The 14,728-nt window shown below is 66.2% G+C and carries 15 protein-coding genes; 11 read left to right on the top strand and 4 right to left on the bottom strand.

What is annotated here, in order from left to right; all coding sequences use genetic code 11:
* Window positions 1-121: 121 nt before the first annotated feature.
* On the bottom strand, window positions 122-952 hold the full coding sequence (locus CVN68_RS24310; RefSeq protein ID WP_100282664.1) for a cold-shock protein: 831 nt from the start codon (window positions 950-952) through the stop codon (window positions 122-124).
* Window positions 953-1,160: 208 nt separating this feature from the next.
* On the opposite strand from CVN68_RS24310, the gene CVN68_RS13475 reads away from it, so the two are divergent.
* The 7 genes from CVN68_RS13475 (at window position 1,161) to CVN68_RS13445 (ending at window position 6,774) form a co-directional block, all read left to right on the top strand.
* Entirely contained in the window at window positions 1,161-1,991 is an 831-nt protein-coding gene (locus CVN68_RS13475; RefSeq protein ID WP_100282663.1) for a TerC family protein, read from the top strand.
* Window positions 1,992-2,022: 31 nt separating this feature from the next.
* The gene (locus CVN68_RS13470; protein ID WP_100282662.1) at window positions 2,023-2,643 is read left to right on the top strand and encodes a ribonuclease D; all 621 of its coding nucleotides are present in this window, start codon (window positions 2,023-2,025) and stop codon (window positions 2,641-2,643) included.
* A 41-nt stretch (window positions 2,644-2,684) separates the two neighbouring features.
* A complete protein-coding gene (gene lptC, locus CVN68_RS13465; RefSeq protein ID WP_100282661.1) occupies window positions 2,685-3,329 on the top strand; it encodes an LPS export ABC transporter periplasmic protein LptC in 645 nt (214 codons plus the stop codon).
* Window positions 3,326-3,877 (top strand): LptA/OstA family protein, encoded by a 552-nt coding sequence (locus CVN68_RS13460; RefSeq protein WP_407695506.1) that lies wholly within the window; start codon window positions 3,326-3,328, stop codon window positions 3,875-3,877. Before lptC ends, CVN68_RS13460 begins: the two co-directional genes overlap by 4 nt.
* Before the next feature lie 113 nt (window positions 3,878-3,990).
* Window positions 3,991-4,770 (top strand): LPS export ABC transporter ATP-binding protein, encoded by a 780-nt coding sequence (gene lptB, locus CVN68_RS13455; RefSeq protein WP_199560084.1) that lies wholly within the window; start codon window positions 3,991-3,993, stop codon window positions 4,768-4,770.
* A 5-nt stretch (window positions 4,771-4,775) separates the two neighbouring features.
* Window positions 4,776-6,290: an RNA polymerase factor sigma-54 gene (gene rpoN / locus CVN68_RS13450; RefSeq protein ID WP_100282659.1), complete on the top strand. Its 1,515-nt coding sequence runs from the start codon at window positions 4,776-4,778 to the stop codon at window positions 6,288-6,290.
* A gap of 79 nt (window positions 6,291-6,369) precedes the next feature.
* On the top strand, window positions 6,370-6,774 hold the full coding sequence (locus CVN68_RS13445; protein WP_100282658.1) for a hypothetical protein: 405 nt from the start codon (window positions 6,370-6,372) through the stop codon (window positions 6,772-6,774).
* Window positions 6,775-6,847: 73 nt separating this feature from the next.
* On the opposite strand, the gene CVN68_RS13440 is transcribed toward CVN68_RS13445, so the two are convergent.
* Complete coding sequence (locus CVN68_RS13440) at window positions 6,848-7,291, bottom strand: hypothetical protein (RefSeq protein WP_100282657.1); 444 nt, start codon at window positions 7,289-7,291, stop codon at window positions 6,848-6,850.
* 57 nt (window positions 7,292-7,348) lie between these two features.
* Window positions 7,349-8,344, bottom strand: coding sequence for a ligase-associated DNA damage response exonuclease (locus CVN68_RS13435; RefSeq protein WP_100282656.1), 996 nt, complete (start codon window positions 8,342-8,344; stop codon window positions 7,349-7,351).
* Window positions 8,345-8,435: 91 nt separating this feature from the next.
* Here CVN68_RS13435 and CVN68_RS13430 point away from each other — a divergent pair, with 91 nt between their 5' ends.
* From CVN68_RS13430 to CVN68_RS13415, 4 genes are all read left to right on the top strand, one after another.
* A complete protein-coding gene (locus CVN68_RS13430) occupies window positions 8,436-8,627 on the top strand; it encodes a hypothetical protein (RefSeq protein WP_100282655.1) in 192 nt (63 codons plus the stop codon).
* Between the two features lie 122 nt (window positions 8,628-8,749).
* Window positions 8,750-11,083: a ligase-associated DNA damage response DEXH box helicase gene (locus CVN68_RS13425; RefSeq protein WP_233503714.1), complete on the top strand. Its 2,334-nt coding sequence runs from the start codon at window positions 8,750-8,752 to the stop codon at window positions 11,081-11,083.
* Between the two features lie 41 nt (window positions 11,084-11,124).
* The gene (locus CVN68_RS13420) at window positions 11,125-12,129 is read left to right on the top strand and encodes an aspartyl protease family protein (RefSeq protein WP_233503341.1); all 1,005 of its coding nucleotides are present in this window, start codon (window positions 11,125-11,127) and stop codon (window positions 12,127-12,129) included.
* A 43-nt stretch (window positions 12,130-12,172) separates the two neighbouring features.
* Complete coding sequence (locus CVN68_RS13415) at window positions 12,173-13,603, top strand: mannitol dehydrogenase family protein (protein WP_100282654.1); 1,431 nt, start codon at window positions 12,173-12,175, stop codon at window positions 13,601-13,603.
* Window positions 13,604-13,612: 9 nt separating this feature from the next.
* On the opposite strand, the gene CVN68_RS13410 is transcribed toward CVN68_RS13415, so the two are convergent.
* On the bottom strand, window positions 13,613-14,707 hold the full coding sequence (locus tag CVN68_RS13410; protein ID WP_100282653.1) for an ATP phosphoribosyltransferase regulatory subunit: 1,095 nt from the start codon (window positions 14,705-14,707) through the stop codon (window positions 13,613-13,615).
* Window positions 14,708-14,728: the final 21 nt, after the last annotated feature.

The raw sequence follows: 14,728 nt of genomic DNA, 5'->3' as shown, positions 1-14,728 counted from the left end.
CTCTTGCGCCGGAGGGGCCTGCCGCCCGAGGCCCCGGCTTTCGCCCGGGTGACGGACCGCGCCCCAAACGAAAAGGGCCGGACGTTGCCGCCCGGCCCCTTCGTGATACGATTGCTGAAGATCAGCTGCCGGGCGTGAGGTTCACTGCCGCGTACTTGCCGCGACGGTCGACCTCGAGCTCGAACTCGAGCCGGTCGCCTTCGTTGAGCGTCGGCATGCCGGCGCGTTCGACCGCACTGATGTGCACGAACGCATCGGGCTGGCCGTCGTCGCGTTGAATGAAGCCGAAGCCCTTCATCGCGTTGAAGAACTTGACGGTTCCGCTCGCCTTCTCGCCGGTCAACTGACGCTGCGGGCCACCCGCACCACCAGCGCCGCCGCGCGGGCCACCGGGGCCGGCGTCACGATCGCGCGGCGGACCCGAGTCGGTCACCGGCATCGGCTCGCCGTCGATCTTGAGATCGGTCGCCGAGATGCGGCCGCCACGATCGACGAGCGTGAAGCCCATCGGCTGGCCTTCGGCGAGACCGGTGAGGCCGGCCTGCTCGACTGCCGAGATGTGCACGAACACGTCCTCGCCGCCGTCATCGCGAACGACGAAGCCGAAGCCCTTTTGTGCGTTGAAGAATTTTACGACGCCAGTCGCTTCGCCGACGACCTGGGGGGGCATGCCGCCGCCACCGCCACCGCCGCCGCCGCGGAAACCACCGCCGCCGCCGCCGCCGCTGAAGCCGCCGCCACCACCGCCGCGATAGCCGCCGCCACCGCCGCCGCTGAACCCGCCGCCACCGCCGCTGAAGCCACCGCCGCCGAAGCCACCGCCGCCGCCAAAGCCGCCGCGATCACCACCGCCAAAGCTGCTACCGCCGCCGCCGCCTTCGTCGCCAAAACCGTCGCGCTTGTCTCTGCCGCGCCCGCCGCGATCCCCACGGCGCCCTCGATCAAAACTCATGCCCTGTTCGTCTTCCCGGTTCGCCCATACTCAATCAAAACCCAAGCGCCGGACGAATAACGCAGGTGTTCGGGCACAAAAAACAGCGCCACAGAATCGGTCATAGCCCAAATTCGGACAGGGTGCGACCGAAAATCGACTTGATTACGCCAGATTTGCGGAGACTGCGGCGCTTGCGCCACGGTTCGACGCACGGCAGAGGTGCGTCATGGAAACAATCGCCGAGTTGATCGCAAGTCCGGCCGCCTGGGCCGCGCTCGTCACATTGATCGTGATGGAGGTGGTGCTCGGCATCGACAACCTCATCTTCATCTCGATTCTGTCGAACAAGCTGCCCGAGGCACAGCGCCAGAAGGCGCGCACGATCGGCATCAGCCTGGCGCTGGTGATGCGGCTCGCATTGCTGACCATGATCGCGTGGATCGTCGGTCTCGTCGCGCCGGTGTTCGACCTCGGCATTACCGGCCCGCCGGGCGCGCATGGCGAGCCGGCGTTCGAGACGCAATTCTCGTGGCGCGACCTGATCCTGATCGCCGGCGGGGTCTTCCTGATGTGGAAGGCGACCACCGAGATCCACCACTCGGTCGATTCGGACGCGCACGACACCGACGACCTGCTCGACAAGAAGAAGGTCCTGTCGATCAGTTTCACCGCGGCGATCGTCCAGATACTCCTGCTGGATGTCGTATTCTCGATCGATTCGATCCTGACCGCGGTGGGGATGACCGAGCATGTCCAGATCATGTACGTCGCGGTCGTCTTCGCGGTGGCGGTGATGCTGTTCGCCGCCACCCCGCTCGCCAATTTCATCAACGGCAATCCCACCGTGGTGATGCTGGCACTGGGCTTCCTGCTGATGATCGGGATGGTGCTGATCGCAGAGGGGTTCGGCGCACACATTCCCAAGGGCTATATCTACACGGCGATGGCGTTCTCGGCGGGCGTCGAACTGCTCAATATCTGGTCCCGCCGGCGCAAGGCGAAGAAGCACGCGGCGGCGGGTGCGCCGTCCGATGCGTCCCCGCCCGCCAGCCATTGAGGTAAACGCGCAACGCGCCTATGCGCGCGGCATGACTGTGCATTTTCATGAAGAAGACCTGCCGGAGGACGTGTTCGCGCCCGGTGCTTCGATCGCCGTAGATACCGAGACGATGGGGCTGATCACCCCGCGCGACCGGCTGTGCGTCGTCCAGCTTTCCGATGGCAGCGGCGACGAGCATCTCGTCCGGTTTGGACCGCGTTCCGCTTACGACGCGCCCAATCTGCGCGCCGTGCTCGCCGATCCCGAGCGATTGAAGCTCTATCATTTCGCGCGCTTTGATCTGGCAGCGATCCGCTTCTATCTCGGCGTCACCGCCGCCCCGGTCTATTGCACCAAGATCGCCTCGCGGCTGGTGCGCACCTATACCGACCGGCACGGGCTCAAGGACCTCGTCCGCGAACTGGTGGGGCAGGAAATCTCGAAGCAGCAGCAATCCTCGGATTGGGGCGGACCCGATCTCTCGGACGCGCAGAAGGACTATGCCGCGTCGGACGTACGCTTTCTGCATGCGATGAAAGTGGAACTCGACAAGCGCCTCGAGCGTGAAGGACGCATGCCGCTCGCCCAGGCCGCCTTCGACTTCCTGCCCTGGCGGGCGGAACTGGATCTGGCCGGCTGGCCCGAGGTGGATATCTTTGCGCATATCTAGCGCCACGCCGATCCGATCCTATCTGGCGGACATGGTTTTCCATGTCTGACGTCGCCGCGCGCCTCCGCTCGCAGAAGCGTGGCTGGGCGCATCCCGGCAGCAACCACGACCGCGTCGTGCGGCTGGGGCTGATCGTGCTGCCGATGGGAATCGGCGTGCTCGGTGCATTCCTCGTCGTGGCGCCGTTGCTGATGGGCGGCGACGTGAGCTTCGTGCTCGACAAGAACAAGGTCGATATTTCCCCCGAACGGCTGCGCATCGACGCCGCCGAGTATCGCGGCGACGACGCCAAGGGGCGGCCCTTTCACTTGCATGCCGGATCGGCGGTGCAGCGCAGCTCGGCCGAGCCGATCGTGCGATTGAACGATCTCGCTGCCGAGATCCGGCTCGACGACGGCCCCGCTTCGATCAAGGCGGGCAGCGGGCATTACAACATGTCCACCGAGCGCGTCGCGATCGACGGGCCGCTCAAGTTCCAGACCTCGGACGGCTATGTGCTCAACACCAACAACGCGACCGTCGATCTCAAGACGCGCAAGCTGGAGAGCGGCGGGGCAGTCACCGGCAACACGCCGTCCGGCGTGTTCAGCGCAAACAAGCTGACTGCCGATCTCGAAAGCCGTACCGTCTCGTTGAGCGGCAATGCCCGCTTGCGGATCGTGCCCAGCCGCGCAAAGAGGCGATGATGACCGGCCTTTCCATGCTCCCGATCGGGCTGACGCTGGCGCTTGCCGCGTCGTCGTCTGCGTTCGCGCAGACCCGCCACAATACCGACGCACCGATCGATTTCGCCGCCCAGCAGATCGAATTGCAGGACAGGGCGAACCGTGTGCTGTTGAGCGGCAACGTTCGCATCACCCAAGCCGAGATGACACTCACGGCAGCGCGAATGACGGTGAGCTACACCGGGCAAGTCGTGGACGGATCGCCGCAGGTGTCGCGTCTCGACGCGGCCGGCGGCGTGACCGTATCGCGCCCCGAGCAGACCGCCAGGTCGCAATATGCGGTATACGACCTCAACCGCCGGGTGATCACCATGGTGGGCGCAGTCACCTTGCGCCAGGGCGCGAACAACATCTCCGGGGGCCGTCTATCGATCGATCTCGACACGGGCCGTGCGACGATCGACGGCTCGGGGGTCCGCGGCGGCGCGACGCCGGGCCAGCCGGGAGCGCAGAGCTCGGGCGGACGCGTGACCGGGCGTTTCTCCGTCCCCAAGCGCAGCGGGCAGTAAGCCGCGTTTTTCAACGCACTGCCGCAGTTTCGCTTTTCATCGCCGGCAATCTCCTGCAGGAATCCTGCCAACCGCCTATATGCGGTGCGGTATAATCCGTGCAGGAAGCCCGAATGAACGACGTCGCAGCCATAATCGAGCACCCCGTCGTCGATCCGGCGCCGCTCCCCGACAAGGGGCTCGCGGTCGTCTCGATCGCCAAATCCTATGACAAGCGCGTGGTGCTCACCGATGTCTCGGTCTCGGTCGGACGCGGCGAAGTGGTCGGCCTGCTCGGGCCCAACGGCGCGGGCAAGACCACTTGCTTCTATTCGGTGATGGGCCTCGTGAAGCCTGATTCGGGCCGCATCATGCTCGACGGCGAGGACATCACCCGGCTGCCGATGTATCGCCGCGCGATCCTCGGACTCGGCTATTTGCCGCAGGAGACTTCGATCTTCCGGGGCATGACGGTCGAGCAGAATATTTCGGCGGTGCTCGAGCTCGCCGAGCCCGACAAGGCAACGCGGCGCGCGCGGCTCGAGCAATTGCTCGACGAATTCGGTCTCACCCGGCTGCGCACCTCGCCGGCAATGGCGCTGTCGGGCGGTGAACGTCGTCGCGCCGAGATTGCCCGCGCACTTGCCGCCGATCCCACGATCATCCTGCTCGACGAACCGTTCGCGGGCATCGATCCGCTCTCGATCTCGGACATTCGCGAACTGGTGCTGCAGCTCAAGCAGCGCGGCATCGGCGTGCTGATCACCGATCACAACGTTCGCGAGACGCTCGACATCGTCGATCGCGGCTACATCATCTATGACGGTCGCGTGCTCTTCGCCGGCTCGCCCGAGGATCTCGTCCGCGACGAGAATGTCCGCCGGCTGTATCTCGGCGAGAGCTTCGAGCTGTAACGCCGATGAGCCTCGCGCCTCGCCTCGACCTGCGGCAGTCGCAATCGCTGGTGATGACGCCGCAGCTCCAGCAGGCGATCAAGCTGCTGGCGCTGTCCAACCTCGAGATCGAAACCTTCATCGCCGAGGAGCTCGACAAGAACCCGCTGCTCGATGCGCAGAGCGGCGGGGAGGAGGTGGGCGAGCCCGCGCCGCCCGGTCCCGAAGAGGACTTCGCGCCAGTGCGCGACGGCCCCGCCGATGCGAGCGAATTGCTGGCGAGCGGTGGCGAGGCAGCGGGCGAAGCCGCGCTCGACGTCGATTTCGCCGCGGAGACCTTCCATCACGACAGCCCCGCCGATTCCATGGGTGGGCTCGACGGCAGCCTCGGCATGGGCGGCACCGGCGCCGGCGGTTCGGAGGACGGTCCCGATTTCGACAATATGCGCGCTTCGGAGCTCAGCCTCGCCGACCATCTGATGGCGCAGGCGGGGGCGAGCGTGGGTGGTGCCGACCTGTTCATTGCGGCGCATCTGATCGATCAGATCGACGAGGCCGGCTATCTCACTGCTTCGCTGCTCGACATCGCCAGCCGGCTGAACGTGCCGCTCGCGCGGGTCGAGGCAGTGCTGGGCGTAATCCACACCTTCGATCCCACCGGGGTGGGCGCGCGCAGTCTGGCCGAATGCCTCGCGCTGCAGGCGAAGGAAGCCGATCGCTACGATCCGTGCATGGTTCGGCTGATCGACAATCTCGAACTCGTCGCGCGCGGCGATCTCGCGCGGCTCAAGCGGTTGTGCAACGTCGATGACGAGGATCTTGCGGACATGATCCGCGAGCTGCGCAACTATGATCCCAAGCCCGGCTGCCGTTATGGCGGAGAGCCGACCATGGCCGTGGTGCCCGACATCTTCGTTGCCCGACGCGGCGCGGGCTGGGCAGTCGAGATCAACGCGGCGACTTTGCCCAGGCTGCTGGTCAACCGCGCTTATTATGCCGAGATCTCCGCAGGCAAGCAGGACAAAGCGAGCAAGGCGTGGATGTCCGACATGCTCGCCAGCGCCAACTGGCTGGTCAAGGCGCTCGATCAGCGCCAGCGCACGATCATCAAGGTGGCGAGCGAGATCGTGACGCAGCAGGAGGCGTTCTTCCTCCACGGCGTCGCGCATCTGAAGCCGATGACCCTGCGGCAGGTCGCCGACGTGATCGAGATGCACGAATCGACGGTGAGCCGGGTCACGTCGAACAAATATCTGAGCTGCGCGCGCGGACTGTTCGAACTCAAATATTTCTTCACCAGCGCGATTCAGTCGTCCGAGGGCGGCGACGCGGTTTCGGCCGAGGCAGTGAAGAGCGCGATCCGCGCGCTGATCCAGGCTGAGGATCCGAAGAAGATCCTGTCGGACGACACGCTGGTGGAGCTGCTCAACGCCAAGGGCTTCGACATCGCGCGGCGCACCGTGGCGAAGTATCGCGAGGCGATCGGGATCGGCAGCTCGGTCCAGCGGCGTCGGCAAAAGGCGCTTGAGGGCGTGGGCTGAGCTTCGGTTCTGGTCGATCGTTTTTGCAACGAAACAACCGACTCAGAATTCGGAAACGGATTCGCCCTATAATGGTCGTATGAGCGCGACCTTCTCCATTGATACCGAGCCCGAGCTTGATCTGGTGCGGATCACGATGGCCGGATTATTCACGTCCGAGGACATCAAGGCCTTTTACGAGGCGCGCGACGCCGCGCATGCGAGGCTCACGTGCCGCCGTAACTGGCACCTGACGATCAATGATCTGCGCGGCATGAAGATTCAGCCGCAGGAAAGCGTGGTGAGGTTCCAGCAGATGCTCGGCGCACCCGAATATCGCTCGCGACGGCTCGCCTTCGTGATCGGCCGCACGCTGGCGCGTAGCCAGCTGCAGCGCGCGCTGTCGGAACGCGGGCCGGACACGCGGTGTTTCGACAGCGTCGCCGAGGCCGAGGCCTGGCTGTTTCAAGGCGCAATTATGGGATCGCTACGCGCCGCCGGCTGAGCTCGGTCGTCCTCGTCCTCGACGCGACCAGCTCTGGCGCGCCAGCCCCGGCATCGTCTCCGTGCCGATCTCCTCAGTTCGCCGGCTTGCCGTTGCCGGCCACGATCGCGTCGAATTTGGCCTTGGGCATATTGATCAGCAGCCCCTTGTTGTTCTTGGCGAACGACGCGAATTCCACTTCGATCTTGCCCCCCGGGCTGGCGACCACCGCGAACCCCGTGCCGACCGTGTCGACCACGCCGATCACGACGCCTTTCGAGTCCCGCACTTCACGGCCCGCAATGATATCTCCCGGACTCGCGGGGATCGGGCGAGTCGATCGGGTGGGGCCGGCCGTGTGCCTGGCGACGTCGTCGCGCAGCCTGTTGAAGTCGGTGACGCGATCATCGGGACCGCGCAGTTCGGGTGCGGACGGACCCGGCGCGCTTGGCGGCGGGGGAGCCCCGCCAGTCTGTGCATGCGCCGCGCCCGCCAGCGTCAGAGCGACAGCCGTCGCCGCGAATTCGAACCTGCGCATCCAGCCTCTCCCCTTTTTGCAGCGATGTTATCGCTAACAAGACCGACAGACAATCGCTCAGTCGTCTTCGTCCTCGAAGCCCACGAGTTCGAGCGCGCGCGCCTTGATCTGGCGCATCCGGCACCAATGGACGAGCGCATCCTCACGGCCGTGCGTCACCCACACTTCGCGCGGGGCGATCTCGCGGATTGTGGTGGTCAGCTCGTCCCAGTCGGCATGATCGGAAAGGATCAGCGGCAGCTCGACATTGCGCTGGCGGGCGCGCTGTCGGACGCGCATCCAGCCCGAGGCCATCGCCGTGATCGGATCGGGCAGGCGGCGCGACCAGCGGTCGTTGAGCGCACCCGGCGGGCACAGGATGATCCGGCCCTGCAGCTCGGCCTTGGGAACTCCGGTTGCGGGGCGCAGCTCGCCGAGATTGACGCCCTGCGCGACATAGAGGTCACACAAGCGCTGCAGCGCACCGTGGATGTAGATCGGATCGTCGAACCCCATCACGCGCAGCTCGCTGATCACGCGCTGCGCCTTGCCGAGCGCATAGGCGCCGACCAGCACGCAGCGCTGTGGATTGGCGCGAAGTGCGGCGAGCAGTTTATCGAGCTCGTCATGCGTCTCGGGATGGCGGAATACCGGAAGGCCGAACGTCGCTTCGGTAACGAAGATATCGCACGGCACCGGCTCGAACGGCGCGCAAGTGGGGTCTTCGCGGCGCTTATAGTCGCCTGAGACGACGATGCGTTCGCCGGCATGTTCGAGCACGATCTGTGCGGAGCCGAGGACATGGCCGGCGGGGACGTAGCCGATGTCGACATCGCCCATCCGCAGGCTTTCGCCATAGCCGACGGGACGGCCGTTCTGCGGCCCGTAGCGGCATTCCATTATCGCCAGCGTCTCGGGGGTCGCCCAGACCTCGCCATGACCGCCGCGGGCGTGATCGGCATGACCATGAGTGATCAGCGCGCGCGCCACCGGCTGCGATGGATCGACCCACGCATCGGCAGCGGGGATGTAGATGCCGGTGGGGTGGGGCTGAATCCAGCTGCCGATTGCCATGAAGGCTATATGGTCGGGCGGCGCTGCGGTTCCAGGGGGATCGAATTCGCGTGCGGCTTCGTTGGAAGCGCGAAACGCGAAGAGGTGTGTGATGGACTTGTCGAGCCTTCAGGGGATCATGGTGATCGTCGGACCGATCCTGCTCGCGATCGCGATCGCCTGGGCGATGTTCCACAACAAGGGATCGCGCCAGGAGGTGCAGGCGACCGAGGACGCGACGCGGCGGATGTACGACCAGCAGGACCGCGACGACAAGGCACGCGACAATGGCGGAGTCGCCTGAAAGGCTTGCGCTGAGCGGCTGAGTCGCGCGAACGCTGCCGGGTGTCCGATGCCGCGCTTCCCCAGATACTGACCGACTGGTTCGCCGGCCGCGGCTGGCGGCCGCGGCGGCACCAGCTCGACATGCTTGCCGCGGCGCGCGCGGGGCAGCATTCGCTGCTCGTCGCGGCGACCGGGGCGGGCAAGACGCTGGCCGGTTTCCTGCCGACACTGGTGGAGCTGATCGAGCGGCCGACGCAGGGGCTGCACACGCTCTACATCTCGCCGCTGAAGGCGTTGGCGGTCGACGTACAGCGCAATCTGCTCACGCCGATCGACGAGATGGGTGTCCCGATCCGCGTCGAAACGCGGACCGGCGACACGCCGCATGAACGGAAAGTGCGCCAGCGGGCGCGGCCACCCGAGATTTTGCTCACTACGCCCGAATCGTTGAGCCTGTTGCTGTCCTACGAAGACAGTTTGACGATGTTCGCAGGGCTGAAGACCGTCGTGATCGACGAAGTTCACGCCTTCGCCACCGGCAAGCGCGGCGATCTGCTCGCGCTGGCGATGGCGCGGCTGCAGCGGCTCGCGCCGGAAATGCGTCGGGTCGCGCTGTCGGCGACCGTCGCGGACCCCGACGGCTATCGCGCGTGGCTGGCACCCGATGGCGACATCGACGAGGTGACTCTGGTGCAGGGCGAGAAGGGTGCCGATCCGAACATCGCGATCCTGCTCCCCGAAGGCCGGGTGCCGTGGGCGGGGCATTCGGGGGTGTATGCGATCCCGCAGGTGATGGCGGAGATCGAAACCCATCGCACGACGATAGTCTTCTGCAACACCCGCGGCCTCGCCGAACTGGTCTTCCAGCAGCTGTGGAAGGCCAACGAACTCAAGCTGCCGATCGGCGTGCATCATGGCAGCCTCAGCCTCGAAGCGCGGCGCAAGGCCGAGCAGGCGATGGCCGACGGCAAATTGCGCGCATTGGTCGCGACCGCCAGCCTCGATCTCGGAGTCGATTGGGGCGATGTCGATTGCGTGATCCAGATGGGGGCGCCCAAGGGCTCGTCGCGATTGCTCCAGCGGATCGGGCGCGCCAATCACCGGCTCGACGAATCGAGCGAGGCAGTGCTCGTCCCCGGCAATCGCTTCGAATATCTGGAGGCGCGCGCGGCGCTCGACGCAGTCGAGCAAGGCGAGCTCGATCCCGACGTCTTCCGCCCCGGCGCACTCGACGTGCTGGCGCAGCACATCATGGCGTGCGCCTGCGCGGCGCCGTTCGATGCTGCGCAAATGCTGCAGGAAGTGCGTGCAGCATTGCCTTATTCGGCGCTCGAGCAGGAGACGTTCGATCGCGTCCTCAGCTTCATCGCCGATGGCGGCTATTCGCTGCGTGCCTATGACAAGTTCAAGCGGCTGACCAAGGGGCAGGACGGGCTGTGGCGCGTCACCAGACCCTCTTTCATCGCGCAGCACCGGCTCAATGCCGGGATCATCGTCGAGGCGCCGATGCTCGACGTGCGGTTCAAGAACGGCCGCCGCCTCGGCAAGGTCGAGGAGGCGTTCGGGTCGCAGCTTTCGCCGGGCGACACCTTTTTCTTCGCGGGGCTGAGCCTCGAGGTCGAGCGAGTCGAGCTGACCGACCTGATCGTGCGGGCGAGCGCGAAGCAGGCGCGGTATGTGTCGTATATGGGCGCGCGGCTGGCGATCACCGCGACCTTGGCCAATCGCGTCCGCGTCTTCCTCCACGATCGCGGCCAGTGGCAGCGTTTCCCGGCGGATGTGCGCGAATGGCTCGAAGTGCAGGAGCGCCGCTCGACGATCCCGGCGCCGGCGCAGGTGCTGGTCGAGACCTTCCCGCACGAGGGCAAGCACCACATGGTCGCCTACAGCTTCGAGGGTTGGAACGCACACCAGTCGCTCGGCATGCTGATCACCCGGCGGATGGAGGCGATGGGGCTCAAGCCCCTCGGCTTCGTCGCCAATGATTATGCACTGGCGGTCTACGGGCTCGAAAAGATCACCGATCCGGCTGCGCTGTTTTCGCCCGACATTCTCGAGCACGAGTTCGTCGATTGGGTGCAGCAATCGGCGCTGCTCAAACGCGCCTTCCGCGAAGTCGCGATCATCGGCGGGCTGGTCGAGCGCCAGCATCCCGGCAAGAAGAAGAGCGGCCGCCAGGTCACTTTCTCGACCGACCTGATCTACGACGTGCTGCGCAAATACGAGCCCGATCATCTGCTGCTCAAGGCCGCCTGGGCCGATGCGCGCGCGCGGATGACCGATGTCGGGCGGCTCGCGCATCTGCTCGACACCGCCGCCGACACGATGCTGCACATGGATCTGGAGCGGGTGAGCCCGATGGCGGTGCCGGTGCTGATCATGATCGGCCGCGAGCGCACGCCGCAGGGCAGCGGCGAGGACGCATTGCTGATCGAGGCCGAGGGCATTGCGGCGGAGGCGATGCGGCTCGACTGATTTCGATTGCTGCGCAATATGTGCAGGTATAACGTCACTCCATGCCCGGAGTCGTTTATCCGCTCCTGCTTCTGACCATGCCGATCGAGGCCCCCGGCGGTACGCCCGTGACTGCGCAGGATCCCGAGTTGATCACGCCCGAATCGGTTATGGAAGCCACGCTGCTGACGCTCGGCATGACCGACCAAAGGTTGACCGTTCCGGTCGCGGTCAATGCCAAGGGGCCGTACAATTTCATCATCGACACCGGCGCCGAACGCACCGTGGTGTCGCGCGAACTCGCCAACACGCTCCGGCTCAGCGCGGGCAATCCGGTGACCCTGTTGTCGATGACCGGACGCAGCAAGGTCGACACGGTGCTGGTGCCCGATCTGATGATCAAGTCGGTCGGCGTGCTGCACAGCGTGATCGCGCCCAAGCTCGAGGCACGCAACCTCGGCGCGATCGGGCTGCTCGGCATCGACACGTTGCGCAATCATCAGGTTTCGATCGACTTCGAGCGGGGCATCATGGAAGTGCGGCCGAGCCGGAAGCGCAACAAAGCCGTCCGGCGCGCCAGCGACGAGATCGTCGTGACCGCGAAGAGCCTGTACGGCCAGCTGATCGTCACCGATGCCTATTACGGCAATGTCCGGATTCAGGTCGTGCTCGATACCGGCAGCGCAGTGAGCATGGGCAACAGCGCGTTGCGCAGGCGCGTGGCGCGCCACCACAAGACCCAGCCGATCGAACTCACCGATGTGACCGGCCAGAAGACCATGGCCGACTATACGACGGTGCCGAACATCAAGGTGGGCGACGTGATGTTCGGATCGATGCCGGTGGCATTCGCCGATGTCGCGCCGTTCGAACGGTTCGGTCTCACCAAGCGGCCGGCGCTGCTGCTCGGCATGGATGCGCTGCGCAGCTTCCGTCGCGTCGATATCGACTTTCCCAATCGCCAGGTCCGCTTCCGGATGCCCGAGGGATCCGAGAGCCGATCGCGGATGACGACCGGGTCGCGGCTCCCCGGCGGTGCCGCGGGGACCTCGGTTCAATCCTATTAGTCCGGATTGACTTGAGCGGGTCCGACCTGCTTGGGCTCGCTGCATGCTATTGTCCCGCGCAACGCTTGCCCAGCTTCCCGGCACCGTCACTCGTCACGGCCGCGCCGTCGACGCCATCCGGACGGGGATCGTCCATTTCGGCCCCGGGGCGTTCCACCGCGCACATCAGGCGGCCTATGTAGATCGGCTGCTCGACAGCGATCCGCGCTGGGGAATCGCCGCGGTGTCGCTGCGCAGCGGCGGGACCACCGACGCGCTCAAGGCCCAGGACGGGCTCTACACGCTGGCGGTGATCGATCGCGCGCCAGGGATGCAGATCATCGCCGCGCATTCGGATGCGATCGGCCCGGGCGAAGGCGCGCGGCTGCGCAAACTGCTCGCCTCGCCCGAGGTGCGGATCGCCACGAGCACGGTCACCGAGAAAGGCTATTGCCTGGCGGGCGACGGAAGCCTCGATTTCGCGCATCCCGACATCGTCCACGACCGCGCCCGTCCCGCCGAGCCAACCAGCGTGATCGGCTGGATCGTCGCCGGGCTGGGGGACCGCCGCGCCGCCGGGCTGCCGCCGTTCGCGATGCTGTGCTGCGACAATATGTCCGGCAATGGCGCCAAACTCCGTGCCGCCTGTATCGCGCTGGCGCGCGAGCAGGATGCGGGGCTCGCCGACTGGATCGCCGGCGAAGTCGCCTTTCCGGATTCGATGGTGGATTCGATCACTCCCGCCAGCGATGCGGCGTTTCTCGCCAAGGTGCAGGCCGCGCTTGGCGTCGAGGATCGGGCGGCGGTGCAGCGCGAGAGCTTCACCCAATGGGTGCTTCAGCGCTTCGATCTGCCCGACGGACCCGATTTCGCTTCGGTTGGAGTGACGGTAACGAACGATGTGCGCGGTTATGAACAGGCCAAGTTGCGCATCCTCAACGGGGCGCATTCGACGCTCGCTTATGTCGGGCTCGCCCGCGGGCACGAGACGGTGTTCGAGGCAATGTCCGATTCCGCGCTCGAAGCCATGGTTTCACGGCTCGTCCATGAGGACATCGCCGCATCGCTGAAGCCGATCGAGGGGTTCGACAAGGCGGCTTATGCCGACGCAGTGCTGGATCGGTTCCGCAACCCCGAAATCCGCCACCTGCTGTCGCAGATCGCGTGGGACGGCTCGCAGAAGCTGCCTTATCGACTGCTCGACACCACGCGCGAGGCGCTCGATGCTGGGCGCGGCGTTGCGCGTCTCGCAGTACCGGTGGCGGCGTGGATCGCGTTCGTGCGGCGTAAGGCAGAAGCGGGCGAGGCGATCACGGACCCACTTGCCGACCTGCTTGCCGCCGCTGCGACCGGCGCCGATCCGGTGACGGCGATGCTGGCGGTAAAGCCGGTGTTCGGCGCCCGGCTGGCCAGCGACGCGCGGTTCGGCGCCGCGGTGCGCGAGGCATTCCAGCATTTCGCGCAGGGGGACGTGACTCCGCTGCTATCCCGTTAGCGGGGTGTCTTAAAGCGCGCGAGGGCCTTCCGCGCCAAGCACATGAGTGCAGAGCTGTGCCTCGGGCGTATCGTCGGCCTCGAGCGCGGCGACGGTTACCCAGCCCTCGGCACGCAGCTTCGCGCCGGCATCCGCCGACGTACCGAACGGCAGGAATAGCCGACGGCGTTCGCCTGTGCTGAGTCCGGCGTCGAGGATCGGATCGGTAAACAGCGAGAAGCCGACCGCGGGTTCCTCGCGGCCGTCGCCATGGAGGATCGTGTAGGTGCCGCCGCGCCCGATCTCGCCGCGCACGCCGCGCGCGAAGATCGAGAAGCCGAGCCAGCTTTGATACTCGAAGCCATGCCGCTCGGTCGGGTCGAGGGTGAGCGCGGCCTGTCCGTTCACGCTCGCGGCGATCCGCGCGAGCCCGTCGAGCCGGCTCGCCAGTGCGTTGCCGGCATCGATCGCGCGCAGCCGCTCCATTGCCGCGTCGAAGGGGCCGGCGGCTTCGATCAGCGGCAGCCAGCGCGCGTCGATCGCGGCGACACCACCGGCATCCTTGGCGTCGAGGCGCTGGCGCAGCGATTCGAGGGTGGCGGGATCGAGATCGCCGGCCAGCGTATCGGCGAGGTCGGGGAGGGTGAAATCGATCGCGAGACCGCCGACGCCGGCGGCTTGCAGCGCCTCGATCGCGACGCGGACAATTTCGATCGCCGCGGCGACGGTATCGAGCCCGATCAGCTCGCACCCCATCTGGCGCATCGCGCGCTGGGGATTGAGTTCCGAGGCGCTGAGCTTGACCACGGCGCCCGCGTAGGAAAGCCGCACCGGCCGGGGATGATGACCCATCCGGGTGACGGCGATGCGGCCGACCTGCGCGGTGAGATCGGGGCGGATCGCGAGCGTGCGCTGCGACACCGGATCGACGAAGCGTACCGCGTCGCGCACCCCGCCGGCCTTGAGCCGCGAAGCGAGTTCATCGGCGAATTCGGCGAGCGGCGGATCGACCTGCTCATAGCCATAGAGCCGCGCGAGGCCGAGCACGCGCCCCTCGAGCGCCGCCGCGGCATCGGCGGCGGGGGGAAGCCGGTCGTGAAAACCCTCGGGAAGAAGTCCGCTCATCACTCTCCCCTAGAACAATCC

Source organism: Sphingomonas psychrotolerans (assembly GCF_002796605.1).
Taxonomy (GTDB): domain Bacteria; phylum Pseudomonadota; class Alphaproteobacteria; order Sphingomonadales; family Sphingomonadaceae; genus Sphingomonas; species Sphingomonas psychrotolerans.
This window is presented reverse-complemented; position numbering and strand designations above follow the sequence as displayed.